Annotated in this window: 11 protein-coding genes and 1 pseudogene; 11 read left to right on the forward strand and 1 reads right to left on the reverse strand. The window is 52.7% G+C overall.

The annotated features are described in order from the left end of the window. Positions 1-102: 102 nt before the first annotated feature. Positions 103-555 (forward strand): annotated as a pseudogene (locus tag AB9F26_RS21460) (IS30 family transposase); the annotation flags it as partial. A gap of 34 nt (positions 556-589) precedes the next feature. On the opposite strand, the gene AB9F26_RS21465 reads toward AB9F26_RS21460, so the two are convergent. Further along, entirely contained in the window at positions 590-1,174 is a 585-nt protein-coding gene (locus tag AB9F26_RS21465) for a hypothetical protein (protein WP_335586673.1), read from the reverse strand. Between the two features lie 80 nt (positions 1,175-1,254). On the opposite strand from AB9F26_RS21465, the gene AB9F26_RS21470 reads away from it, so the two are divergent. The 10 genes from AB9F26_RS21470 (at position 1,255) to AB9F26_RS21515 (ending at position 13,044) form a co-directional block, all read left to right on the forward strand. Beyond that, the gene (locus AB9F26_RS21470; RefSeq protein ID WP_369769051.1) at positions 1,255-1,809 is read left to right on the forward strand and encodes a hypothetical protein; all 555 of its coding nucleotides are present in this window, start codon (positions 1,255-1,257) and stop codon (positions 1,807-1,809) included. A gap of 498 nt (positions 1,810-2,307) precedes the next feature. Then, positions 2,308-4,131, forward strand: coding sequence for an amidohydrolase (locus AB9F26_RS21475; RefSeq protein WP_369769052.1), 1,824 nt, complete (start codon positions 2,308-2,310; stop codon positions 4,129-4,131). 904 nt (positions 4,132-5,035) lie between these two features. Further along, positions 5,036-5,650: a Rieske 2Fe-2S domain-containing protein gene (locus AB9F26_RS21480; protein WP_369757881.1), complete on the forward strand. Its 615-nt coding sequence runs from the start codon at positions 5,036-5,038 to the stop codon at positions 5,648-5,650. Next, a complete protein-coding gene (locus AB9F26_RS21485) occupies positions 5,647-6,483 on the forward strand; it encodes an aromatic ring-hydroxylating dioxygenase subunit alpha (protein WP_369757880.1) in 837 nt (278 codons plus the stop codon). Before AB9F26_RS21480 ends, AB9F26_RS21485 begins: the two co-directional genes overlap by 4 nt. Next, positions 6,480-7,112, forward strand: coding sequence for a glutathione S-transferase family protein (locus AB9F26_RS21490; RefSeq protein ID WP_369757879.1), 633 nt, complete (start codon positions 6,480-6,482; stop codon positions 7,110-7,112). Before AB9F26_RS21485 ends, AB9F26_RS21490 begins: the two co-directional genes overlap by 4 nt. Then, positions 7,109-8,500, forward strand: coding sequence for an amidohydrolase (locus tag AB9F26_RS21495; RefSeq protein WP_369757878.1), 1,392 nt, complete (start codon positions 7,109-7,111; stop codon positions 8,498-8,500). Before AB9F26_RS21490 ends, AB9F26_RS21495 begins: the two co-directional genes overlap by 4 nt. Beyond that, positions 8,500-9,594, forward strand: coding sequence for a BMP family ABC transporter substrate-binding protein (locus tag AB9F26_RS21500; protein WP_369757877.1), 1,095 nt, complete (start codon positions 8,500-8,502; stop codon positions 9,592-9,594). The genes AB9F26_RS21495 and AB9F26_RS21500 overlap by 1 nt, the downstream gene beginning before the upstream one ends. After that, positions 9,591-11,096 (forward strand): ABC transporter ATP-binding protein, encoded by a 1,506-nt coding sequence (locus AB9F26_RS21505; protein ID WP_369757876.1) that lies wholly within the window; start codon positions 9,591-9,593, stop codon positions 11,094-11,096. Before AB9F26_RS21500 ends, AB9F26_RS21505 begins: the two co-directional genes overlap by 4 nt. Next, positions 11,093-12,172, forward strand: a complete 1,080-nt coding sequence (locus tag AB9F26_RS21510; protein WP_369757875.1) for an ABC transporter permease — start codon at positions 11,093-11,095, stop codon at positions 12,170-12,172. The genes AB9F26_RS21505 and AB9F26_RS21510 overlap by 4 nt, the downstream gene beginning before the upstream one ends. Next, positions 12,169-13,044 (forward strand): ABC transporter permease, encoded by an 876-nt coding sequence (locus AB9F26_RS21515; RefSeq protein ID WP_369757874.1) that lies wholly within the window; start codon positions 12,169-12,171, stop codon positions 13,042-13,044. The genes AB9F26_RS21510 and AB9F26_RS21515 overlap by 4 nt, the downstream gene beginning before the upstream one ends. Positions 13,045-13,398: the final 354 nt, after the last annotated feature.

A 13,398-nucleotide genomic window follows, 5' to 3' on the forward strand; every position in this document is an offset into this window, starting at 1 on the left:
GGCATGTGAAACGTCGCAAACTGAGGCCTGACACATGACCGTACCCGATCACATGTACAAACTGTTGAAAGAATCTCTTGCATTGAACGGGGCATCCACACATGGGAGGGCGATCTCATCGCAGGTTCTGGCAACAGCTTCATTGCCACTCTGGTCGAACGCCACACGCGCTTTGTCATGTTGGCAAAAATCAGTAAGAAAGATAGCGCTAGCGTCATTCAAGCGTTGATCAAACAGTCACGCAAACTGCCCAAAGAATTGTATCGCTCCCTGACTTGGGATCGTGGTTCAGAAATTGCGAAGCATAAGGCCTTCACCTTGGCGACGGATATCGACGTGTTTTTGTGCGAACCCCATTCGCCCTGGCAACGCGGTTCAAACGAAAATACCAACCGCCTGCTACGACAGTACTTCCCAAAGGGCACGGATTTGTCGATACATAGTCAAGCAAAGCTGAGCGCTGTCGCAAGACAGCTCAATGAGCGACCCCGAAAGACGCTGGGATACGAAACTCCCGCAGAGCGTTTCAATGCATGTGTTGCGTCGATCAGTTGAGGCCACCGGGCAATTGGTCCTCGCAATAGAACCTTCAGTCAAGCGTCGCGTTTCGCTCGGCACTGCGAAGCCGACTTAGTGTGACCGGTGTTACACCGAGAAAGGATGCTATCAAATAATGGCCGAAAAGCCCTTCGTGACGCGGGAAATCTTTCCGAAACCACGCAAGGCGGTCTGCGCCGCCAAGTGCCGCAAGGCACCACTCCCGATCAGCCTTACGGGCCAGTTCGTGTTGCAATATGCCGTTTGCCCATTCGCGAATTGGCTCCGATGCTAACATAAGCTCAGTCAAAGCGCGGCTGTCCATTTGTGCAACCAGTGCATCCGTAATCAAATTTATTGATACGAGCGAGATCCCGTTTCTGGTTCTCGCGACATTTGGTGTGACCACACATGGACCAGTGTGAAAGCTAACGCAAACGGCTCGACCTTCGGGATCTGTGATTTGACTGGTGGCTTGTCCATCAAGAATGATGCGCTCCATGGGGTCTGGTTCGCCCTGCGTCGCTATACGACACCCTTTTTCGACATATTCCACACTCCATGCTGCCGCGAACTCACGCCCAATGTCTTTATCCAATGCGTTCGGGAGACACGTCAGAAAAGTAAAAAGGTCCAAGTTGCGAATTCCTTATCAAACGATAATGCCAGCTTTGCTCGCACTCAGTACGACGGTGTTAATTGTACGGAGAACAACCAATGAATATGATGATACCAACTAAGAAGTATGGGCGGCAAGCGGCTCTCTTCAGTTTCGCTGCCAGCGGAATCTATCTGTTGATGATCTTTATCACACTCGCGCACATCGAGACTTTGTCCGGCCTTCGCCCTTTCGACATGCGCCCCGGAGGATATTCGGCTGAACAGGCAAATTCACTGCTCTCTGCCCTAGGATCTAGCGGGAGGCGGTATTATCTCACGCGACAGATTCCGCTCGATCTAGCGTATCCCGCGCTCATGGCGCTGACTTTGGTATCATTGCTCAAATGGTTGGGGTTAAGGGGCGTGGACCGCAAACTTGTTCAGATCGGAATTTGGTTTTCGATTGGGGCAGCTATCGGTGACTATCTAGAAAACATCGGCATCTGCCTCATGATCCTGAGTTGGCCAGAAATATCTGCCAACACTGTCCCAGTGGCAAGTGTCGCTTCCATTGTGAAATCGGGTTTAACAATGGCTGCTTTTGTGTCTGTTCTGCTTGCGGTTGTCTTTTGGGCGTTCAAAAGGATATCTGGAAGAAGAATTGCGACGTGATTAGCGTCGGTCGCCCATATATTTCGCAAAGCAGAAGTTAGCCGCACAGCAGAAAAAAGGTACAATGGGCTCGAAGCCGACTTGCGACAGCGCAGAGAAAACTCCCGTTTCTAGGATTCCCCAATGTCGGCTTCAAACGTTCCGGCACACCCGGTTCGCACTTGCAGCGAATGTCAGCTGTCCGCCCTTAGCGCCAAATGCCGCGGTAGCACAAAAAAACATTGAGTCAGAGCCCCTATGCAAACGAAGCGAACGGCCCATTCTAGCCACTGAGCTGAAGTCCCACTGCTGCGTACAATTTCAACGAAACTGCCATTCGTGGACTTAGCATCATCTTATCCGCCTAGCTTCGATCCATAAGTGCGCCGGAAAAATCCTTCCGTTTGCTGTCTGATGGGCGCAGGCAATCGAATAAACCGCTTTGCCTTTTATAGTCCTTACGATACCGTTTAGGTGGGGTCGCCAATCAACTGGGAGGATGAAATAGCTATGGGATTCATGTTAAAGAGACTTGTTACAACGACACTATTTGCTCTTCTACCTGCTTTTTTGAATGCACAGGAAATCGCCGACACTATCTATACCGGTGGGCCAATCCTGACCATCAACGACGCGCAACCTTCAGCCGAAGCCATCGCTGTGAAAGACGGTGTCATCATAGCTGTGGGATCTCTTGCCGACGTCGCCTTGCACAAGGGAGAAGGCACCGAGATCTTCGAACTCGACGGTCGCGCAATGCTTCCCGGTTTCGTTGACAGCCATGGTCACGTCGTGAACGGAGGTCTCCAGCGGCTTTCGGCAAACCTGCTCGCCCCGCCCGACGGCGAGGTCACCGATATCCCGAAACTTCAGGAGACCCTGCGCGGCTGGATGAAGGATAATGCCGAAACTGTTGCGTCAGTAAAAATGATCATCGGATTCGGATATGACCAGTCCCAGCTTGCGGAACTCCGACATCCGACCCGCGAAGATCTTGATAAGATTTCCATGGATGTGCCGATACTGCTTGTTCACCAATCCTCTCATCTGGGCGCGGCCAATTCCAAGGCTCTCGAGATGGCAGGTGTGACAGCAGATACACCTGACCCAGCGGGCGGGATTTACCGCCGCGATTCTCAAGGAGAACCAACCGGCGTACTTGAGGAGAACGCGTTTTACGCGGTTCTGGTCAAAATGCTTGGTGGTCTGGGCGAGGACGGCTTCAGGGCCTTCGCAAAAGCCGGGACCGAGTTATGGGCGAGTTTTGGCTATACCACCGCACAAGAGGGTAGATCTATTCCCGCGACGGTTGCAGTTATGCGGAGCATCGCGGATGAAGGCGGCTTTGAGATCGACGTCGTGACCTATCCGGATGTACTTGTGGACCGCGATTTCATCCTTGAAAACGTTTCCCAGGATTATATTAACCGCTTAAGGGTTGCGGGCGCGAAACTCACAATCGACGGATCGCCGCAAGGGTTTACAGCCTTGCGGGACCGCCCCTATTACGATCCGGTAGGCGATTATCCTCCCGGCTATTCCGGCTACTCCTCCGCCACAATGGAACAGGTCAATGACGTGATGGACTGGGCCTACTCGAACGGCCTCCAGATTCTCACACACGCCAATGGTGAAGGCGCTTCTGATATGCTGATCGCGGCGACCGAGGCAGCACTTGCAAAATACGGTCCGGTTGGAAATCGACCAGTCCTCATTCACGGTCAGTTCATGCGCGAAGACCAGGTGGACTCGGTCAAACGACTTGGGCTTTTTCCGTCCCTTTTCCCGATGCACACATTCTATTGGGGGGATTGGCACCGCGAACATACGGTCGGTCCCGTCAACGCGGACAATATCTCTCCAACGGGCTGGGTCCGCCAACGTGGAATGATGTTCGGAACACACCACGACGCACCAGTCGCGTACCCGGACAGTATGCGCGTGCTGGATGCGACCGTGACACGCCGAACCCGCTCGGGTGATATTCTTGGTCCGGATCAAAGGGTGGATGTCATGACAGCTCTGAAGGCAATGACGATCTGGCCAGCATGGCAGCATTTCGAAGAAGACAAAAAGGGCTCCCTGGAGGTCGGCAAGCTTGCCGATTTCGTCATACTTTCAAATGACCCGACAGTAATTGATCCGGAGGATCTGGACACGCTTAGTGTTTTGGTGACAATCAAGGAGGACAAAGTCATCTTTGAAGCACCCGTCGGAGAGGATCAGGGAGAGTTGCGACCGGGAATGTTCCGAAATTTCTTTCCCTCGGGAGATGACCCGCATGGGGGCCATAAACTCTTGGAACTCGCGATTGCAGCCACAGAGGCCATGGCCGGAGAATAGCTTGATAAAGGGGGTAGTGTTGAATTTCCGCTGAGTGTGTTGCCGCGATCTCTTGAATCGGCCACTGGATGCCGCCATCGGCCGGTTGCTTTCAGTGTTCGTGGGTCGAATGGCTGGATTGCGGAAAACCGCACTGAATGACGAATGCTGCATTCGCACTCGAACTTCCTAACAGTTCCTAGCGTAGGTGTCGTGAACGGCCCAAACCCGCCGCTCAGAACAGTTTCAAATGCTGCGGTGCAGCCCACCGAAGCGGACATTGACACGTTGCCGCAGCATTATTAGGTCGCTAGGTCTGCTAAGCGGACAAAACCGACGTTCGCTGCGTGAGCATCAATGTCGGCTTTTTTAAGTCCTATGTCCCCAACATAGAATTAAAATTTTAATTGTTTAAAATGACGTCTACGCGCTGTGATGCTCTTAACAAGTGCATGACATCTTGACTGACCTCAGGTCGGATGAAATGTTATTTAGTACAAGTTACGAAGTGTCTGAAAATTTTGCTTAGGATGAAACGTTGCCAGTAACAATTCCAACCCAGTCAGATCAAGTCGGGTCAATCCAGATATTCGGGCGCGTTGCCGCACCAGATTTCCCAGAGTGGATAATGCGTCATGCTTTCAAGCTGGGGTTGCGTGAATTTAGCGCATCTTTGCATGCCGATTGTCTTAACGTACGCGCGACTGGGCAGCACGAAATGCTAAACGCGCTGGCGTTGGCGTGTAGCTTGGGACCTCAGTCTGCACTTGTTGCGCACGTGGATTTCAAATCGACGGGTCAAGACGTTCATATTGACTAAATTTTGACCAAAATTGAATTTTTGATCAAAAAAGTAACTTTAATCCAGAATTCTGATTGATTGCTCTGCGCTCCAGGGCGTACCTTCATCTTGGGGAAATTTGGGATGAGGTGTGTTTTGACTTGGGTGGCTATCGCGCTGAGCGCGGATTTGCAGCGTGCAATGAGCATGCCGTGTTGTCTTAACGGAAACGATTTGGCCATTTGGCGTGGTGCATCGGGACAGGCATTTGTTTGGGGTGATCGCTGTCCACATCGTGGCATGCGCCTGTCACAGGGTTTTGTGCGTGGCGAAAAGTTGTCATGCATTTATCATGGCTGGCAGTATGGCAGCGATGGCGGGTGCGTTTCCATTCCAGCACATCCCAATCTTGTGCCCCCAAAAAGCATTTGCGCCAAAACCTATCAGTGCGCCGAGGCAGATGGTTTGATTTGGGCCACATTGACCGAAACCACCGATGCCCCGCCACCTGTTCACTTGTCAACGCCCGTGCGCACACTTCACATCGACAGCGCTATTGGTGACGTGGCAACCTATTTCGGGTCACCTGATGCCACACTCATTCATTTGGACACTCCCCGTCCGATCACTCTCGCTCTGCACCCTGTCAACGATACCAGCACTGCAATCCATGCTTTGACCTGCGATCCTGACGGCCGCAAAGAGGTTTCGCGCTGGCTGGAGATCCAACGCGCAAACATCGAAAGGGCTGCGGCATGACCAGTAACGCTGTAAATTATTGGTATCCCGTCGCTATGTGCTCTGGCATCCATGCACCGCGTGATACGTTGTTGTTGGATGAAGCGATCACTTTGGGTCGGGATGGATCAAGCTACTGGGTGCGCGATGCGTCCGGTAAATCCTTGCCCACTGTTGTGCGTTACGGCCATCTTTGGACCAGTCTTGGACAACCAGATCGCGACCTGTTTACGATACCCGAAGCCGAAGCTCCGGGCAGACGCCTTGTCGATTGTGGGTCCATCAAAGTGAAATGTTCGCCCTTGCGGGCCGTAGAAAATTTCCTTGATATCGCACATTTCCCTTTTGTTCATACCGATGTGCTTGGCGCGGAACCCCATACCGAGGTCGCACGTTACGACGTTGAGATCCGTGAAGACGTCGATGAAGTTTGGGCAACCCGTGTCAAATTTTACCAGCCACAAGCCGCGCAATCGGCCGATGGCGGGATCACCACAGATTACATGTATAGGGTCGCAGCCCCAACGGTTGCCGTGCTTTATAAGACCTGCCCACCGCGCCCCGGCGAATGGGATGTCATCACCCTTTTTGTCCAACCATTGAATGAAGAATGGTGCGAGGTTTGGCCATGGATGGCGCTTTATGATGACACGACATTGCACGCAGAATTGGTGAGTTTTCAACAAATGATCTTCATGCAGGACCGTTCAATTTTGGAAAATCAAATCCCACGCAAGCTGCCGCTTGACCCTGGAATGGAGGCACCAACACAGGCAGATATGACTTCGATCGCCTATCGCCGCTGGCTGAAGAAAATCGGATATACATACGGCGCACAGGTGGTCGCAGCATGATCCTTTACGACTATATACTCAGTGCAAGTTGCTACAAAGTCCGGCTGATGGCTGCACTTGTGAACGTACCGCTGACATTGAAAGCGGTTAATTTTCACCCAAAGAAAGATCACAAATCAGATACGATGCTTGCGTTGAACCCCGCAGGCACACTGCCAATACTCGTTGATGGCGAACACATCATGTCACAATCTACACAGATGCTCCGGCATTTGGCGACGCAGGCGGACAGCGGATGGCTGGGGACAAATGCCGATGCAGAATGGCTCAACTTCGCAGATCAATTGAACGCCAGCCTCGGTATGGCACGATTGCACGACATTTTATCTTATGATGTCGATATCGAGAAGGCACGCCGAGATGGGGTGACACAGCTACGTAAACTTGAGGAACACCTAAGCGAAATACGATTTGACGGTATGGCGTACCTAACAGGTGCATGTCCAACCATCGCTGACATTGCCTGCTTTCCAAACACCGCCCTTGCACCTGATGGCGGCGTAAGCCTTGATCCTTATCCAACGATCCGCCTGTGGATGCGTGCGATCCGCTCTTTGCCAGGGTTTATCGAAATGCCCGGCATCCATCGGCTTCACGAATTGGCCCCAGATCCGGCGTTACCTGCATGACAACGACCCTTTTGAAATCTTGCGAAGCGATCGTGACTTCAGCAGCAGAGCCGGTTTTGTGGCGCCACGATCTGCTCATCGAAGCTGGAGCGATCAAGGCCATTGGACCTGATCTGTCGCGCAACTTATCCGATGATTGCAAGGTCATCGACGCTTCTGGAATGTTCATCTATCCTGGTTTGGTCAACACGCACCACCATTTCTTTCAGTGCTTCGTGCGCAACCGGGCTGAATTAGATTGGACCCGCTATTCTGTTATTGAATGGCTTGATCGTATTTATCCGATCTTTTCGAAACTGACAGAAGATTGCTTTTACCACAGTTCAGTGGTGGCGATGGCCGAGTTGATCAAACATGGATGTACAACGGCCTTTGACCACCAGTATTGCTTCCCACGCCATGCTGGCAGCCATATCATCGACCGTCAGTTTGAAGCCGCAGAACTGATGGGTATTCGTTTTCATGCTGGTCGAGGCGGTAATACGCTGCCCAAGTCCGAGGGCAGCACCATCCCAGATGAAATGCTGGAAACCACAGATGGATTTATCGGCGATTGCGAACGGTTGATTGACAGTTACCACGATGCGGGCCCGCTTTCGATGCGTCAAGTCGCGGTAGCACCCTGCCAGCCCGTCAATTGCTACAAAGAAACATTTGTTGAATCTGTGCGTCTTGCACGGGACAAAGGTGTGATCCTGCACAGTCACGTGGGCGAAGGCGAAAGCCCGATCATCGAACAGATCCATGGCAAACGTTCGGTAGAATATTGCGAAGACATCGGTTTCGCGGGACCAGATACATTTTACGCCCACGGATGGGAGCTGACGCGCGCCGAACTTGCGCGCATGGCGGCGTCCGGCACAGGCGTTTCCCACTGTCCTGAACCCGTCTATCTGGTTGGCGCAGAGGTCACGGATATCCCAGCGATGGATGCGCTTGGCGTGCGCATCGGCCTTGGGGTTGATGGAGCTGCCTCAAACGACAATTCCAATCTGATGCACTGCGTCCATTCGGCTTATATGTTGCAATGTTTGGCGGCCTCGGGTCGTGAAGATCCTGTGCCAACGCCGGCGCGGTTCCTAAACTATGCGACCGAGGGCGGTGCCTCTCTTTTAGGGCGCTCGGACATCGGGGCATTGCGCGTTGGAATGGCTGCAGATCTGTTCGCAATTGATACCCGCAAGCTCGATTATGTTGGGACACGTCACGATCCAATCAGTTTAATTGCCAAGGTTGGCATCGGCGCTGTTGTTGATCTGACGATGATTAATGGACAGGTTGTTTGGGCCAATGGTTACTTTCCACATCTTGACGAAATGGCGCTTTTTCATGCTGCCGAACAAACGCTGCACACAATTTTACCGCAACACCAAACAGGGGAACTCTAATGTCACATAATGTACAACGCCGCACCTTTCTAAAGGGCACACTTGCTGCAACTACCGCGATTGCGCTGCCTATGAAGGCAATGGCGCAGGATGTGTTGAAAATGGGGGTCGTGCTGCCCTCTCCCGCGGCTGATGTGGGCTGGTCCCACACGCTGATAGAAGGCGTAAATGCCGTAAAAGAAGCTTATGGCGACCAAATCGAGCTTACCATTCTGGAAAACATCGCGGAAGGTCCAGATGCCGACCGCATCGCAAACAGTCTTGTTGCTGAAGGCAACAAAGTGCTGCTTTTGGGGTCGTTCGGCTACCAGAACGGCGGCATCCAGATTGCCAAGCGCAACGCTGATGTGTCGATCATCCATGCGTCTGGCTATCTGACCGAACCAAATTTCTCACCTTTCACCGCCAAATACTGGCAGGGCACGTATTTGATGGGCATGGCCGCTGCATCGCTTACAAAAAGCAAAAAGCTGGGCTGTGTGGGCGCGTTTGCGATCCCAGAGCTAATCACCTCGATCAACGCTTTCATGTTGGGCGCACGTTCTGTTGATCCTGAAATCGAGATGAGCGTTGTTTGGGTGAATTCTTGGTTCGATCCAGCGGCAGAGCAAAACGCCGCTAAGGCCTTGATGGCCCAAGGCGTCGATGTTGTCTTTTCCAACGCCCAAGACACACCGTCCGTGATTGCGGTTGCTGAAGAGGCAGGCGCTTATTCCTTCAACCTGAACTCATCCATGGCAAAATATGCGCCATCGAAATATCTTGGCGTTGTTGGAACCGATTGGGGCCCGCACTTCAAACGGCTTGTTGATGGCCATTTGGCTGGTTCGTTTGAAGGCAATAATTTCTGGCTCGGGATGGACGATGATGTCGTCTATACTGCTGACTGGAACGCAGATATTCCTGCCGACGTTGTAGCGCAAATCGAGGCGAAACAGGTTGAGATTGCAGCAGACACATTCACTGTCTTCCAGGGACCACTTGTTGATCAGGACGGCACAGAACGCTATGCTGAAGGTGTTGCAATGACCGACGGTGAAATCCTTAGCATGGATTGGCATGTCGCAGGCGTCACAACGCCACTTCCTTCATGAGCGATCACTCGCCTGCACTTTTGACACTCAACGATGTGTCAAAGCGGTACGGGACAGTGCAGGCAAACAAAGGCATCGACCTCGCGGTACGCGCAGGGTCGATCCATGCGGTGTTGGGTGAGAACGGGGCGGGTAAATCCACCCTGATGAAGATGGTTTACGGCGTCGAAAAACCCGACAGCGGCATAATTCATTGGAACGGAACACCGGTACATCTGAACAAACCGTCCGACGCGCAAGCGTTGGGGATAGGCATGGTGTTCCAGCACTTCTCGTTGTTTGAAACACTTAGCGTTGTGCAAAATGTCTCGCTTTTGGTGCCTGGAAAACAGGCTGAACTGGCGGATAAGATCACGGCATTCGGCAATCAATTCGGGCTGCATGTGGATCCCGATGCGATGGTGCATCAACTATCGGTGGGTGAACGGCAACGGGTCGAAATCATCCGCTGTTTGCTGTTAGATCCCAAATTGTTGATCTTGGATGAGCCTACGTCAGTTCTGCCGCCGCAAAGCGTCGCTATGTTATTTGAAACATTGCGCAGCCTTCAGGCCAAAGGCATGGCAATCCTTTTCATCTCTCACAAACTCGATGAAATCAGAGAACTGTGCGACGAGGCAACCGTTTTGCGGCGCGGCGAAGTGACGGGACGTGTCGACCCACGCACGCATTCAGCAGCCGATCTGGCCAAGCTGATGATTGGGCGCGAAATACCGAAACTGACGAAACATAACAACACGGCAGCCGGTGATGTCGCGCTGCAACTGCGTGGTTTGGAGCATCCTTCGAAAACCCGTTTTGGAACCTCATTGAAATCGCTTGATCTGGACTTGAGAAGCGGCCAAATCATTGGAATTGCAGGCATATCAGGGAACGGTCAACAAGAACTGGCCGCCTTGATTTCGGGTGAGGCGCTCTGTGCCAAGGCAGATATGATCACGATTTTGGACCAGCCTGCTGGACGGCTTGGGCCATCGCAACGGCGTGCGCTTGGATTTTCGTTCGTACCCGAAGAGCGATTGGGGCGCGGTGCCGTGCCTGAAATGTCGCTGGCTGACAACAGCCTGCTGACGGCTCACCGCCAGGGAATGCTGCAAAACGGTTTCATCAAGCGTAAGGTGGAACGGTTGTTTACCGATGCTTGCATCGCCGATTTTGACGTGCGCACCCCTTCTCCTGAAACTGAGGCAGGCGCGCTGTCTGGTGGCAATTTACAGAAATTTATTCTTGGTCGCGAGATCATGCTCGCACCCAAAGTCATGTTGGTGTCCCAACCCACTTGGGGTGTTGATATCGGTGCTGCAACCGCGATCCGGCGGCGCCTGCTTGAAATGCGTGACCAAGGGGCGGCGATTCTTGTTATCTCGGAAGAGCTGGAAGAACTGTTCCAAATTTGTGATATCCTACATGTCCTTAGCGAGGGGCAATTGTCCGAACCATTAGATGCTGCAACAACAACGGCCCAAGACATCGGTGCCTATATGATCGGGGCGACTGAATGACGATCCAACTCGTGCGCCGCGACACAGCATCACGCGCGGCGATGGTATCGGCACCAATTTTAGCTTTGGTACTAACCTGCCTGACCAGCCTAGTTCTATTTGCACTGCTGGGAAAACCCGCCGGAACTGCACTTTATGCCTTGCTGCTGAAGCCATTCTTAAGCTGGTACAGTTTTACCGAAATCCTTTTGAAAACCGCGCCTTTGATGCTGATCGCACAAGGGTTGGCTATCGGGTTTCGCGCCAATGTCTTTAACATCGGGGCCGAGGGGCAGTTTATTGTCGGAGCCATCTGCGCCTCTGCGTTTCCTGTGTTCTTTCCGGATGGTGCATTTCCGCTGATGTTGCCCGCGATGATCATCGCAGGTGCCATCGGCGGCATGGCCTATGGGTGCATCGCCGCAGGGCTAAGAACGCGCTTTGGGGCCTCAGAAATTCTGGTGACTTTGATGCTAAGCCTCATAGCAGCGCAGATTTTGAATTATCTGCTGTTGGGACCTTGGAAGGATCCACAAGGTTTCAATTTCCCGCAAACCGTCATGTTCCCCGACAACGCGATGCTGCCGCTTTTGTTTGAAGGGACGCGCACGAATATCTCACTGCTTTTCGCGTTGATAGCCAGTGTTCTAGCCCATTTAATGATGCAACATCATTTCAGTGGATACCAACTGCGCACTTCGGGGCTTGCGACGCGAGCAGCACTTTATGCGGGTTTTAATGGGAACAAAATGATCTGGATCAGCCTTGCTTTGGGCGGAATGGCCGCTGGCATTGCAGGCGCGAGCGAGGTCTCAGGACCTTTAGGACAGCTGCAACGCTCTGTCTCATCCGGTTACGGCTACGCGGCGATTATCGTAGCCTATATGGGCGGGTTAAGGCCCATAGGTATCGTTGTCTCAAGCTTCCTTATCTCGGTCGTCTATATCGGTGGGGATAGCGCAACAGTAACAGCGGGTTTGCCGGTCGCTGCGGTTGAGGTGTTCCAAGGATTATTGCTCGCCTTTTACCTCCTGACTTTCACGCTGATCCGTTTCCGAGTTGAATTTACCCCGTCGCAATCGCGAGGCAACACATGAGTATCGTCGCGTTTTTACTTGCAGGCACTTTGGCTGCCGCATTGCCTCTTTTGCTTGCGGCGCTGGGTGAAATGGTTGTTGAGCGCACAGGTTTACTAAACCTCGGCCTAGAAGGCATGATGGCCATCGGAGCTGCCGTTGCGTTTATTTGTGTTTTTGAAAGCGATTCACATCTGCTGGGCTTTGCAGCGGCCGCTTGCGCAGGCGCGCTGTTGTCGATGGTCTTTGCTGGGTTGGTGTTGACAGTGAAAGCCAACCAAGTCGCGGCGGGTCTTGCTATCAGTATTCTTGGGTTAGGATTATCAGCTCTTTTCGGGAAATCCTATGAAAGCCTCACGATTACTGGCCTACCTAAACTGCCCATGCCCATTCTGTCAGAAATTCCCGTACTTGGCCCAACACTGTTCACCCAAGACATCGTGGTTTGGCTCACCATTCTTGGCGCAATTGCAATGTGGTATGTGCTGAACCGTACAAAGGCCGGGCTTATTGTGACGGCGATCGGAGAAAACAGCGATGCTGCGCGCACAATTGGATATCCCGTCACAAGCATTCGCTGCGCTGCCGTTGCCTTTGGTGGGGCAATGTGTGGGTTGGCTGGGGCCTATGCTGCGACGGTCTACACGCCTTTATGGGCCGAGGGCATGATCGCAGGTCGCGGCTGGATCGCGCTTGCTTTGGTTGTCTTTGGGACCTGGAAAACAGGGCGGATCGCATTCGGTGCGGTTTTGTTCGGGCTGCTGTCGTTGGGCGAGTTAACAGCGCAAGCCGCAGGGGTTGGGCTACCTTCTCAACTGCTCTCAAGCTTGCCTTATATCGCAACAATCTTGATGCTTGTCGTCATCTCGAAACGAAGCAGAACATCCATATAAGAAACGCTTAGCTCTGCGTTTAATTTCTTGTTCGGATCGCGCGGGCTCACAACTAAATTTTAGCGCTGCGTCATTTGGGTGGGCCCGCTGTTTGCAGCTCAAGACTGAGATCGACGAATGCATAGCTATGCTTCCCAGAAGCGGACATTCGTCCCACTGCAGCATTTGACACATTGGGCTCTTTGCCGACATTCGCTGCGTTTGCATCCATTGGCAACCCTGGCATTGCCGCTAACGGCCCAAACCTGCCTCTCGCCGGACATATTGTATGCTGCAATGCGGCCCGTCGAACCGGACTTTCGCTGCAATTGCACAATTTGCAATGGGCGAGTTCACGCACTGCTGGACAAAACC

This window comes from Falsihalocynthiibacter sp. BN13B15, assembly GCF_041205415.1.
In the GTDB taxonomy this organism is placed as follows: domain Bacteria; phylum Pseudomonadota; class Alphaproteobacteria; order Rhodobacterales; family Rhodobacteraceae; genus Falsihalocynthiibacter; species Falsihalocynthiibacter arcticus.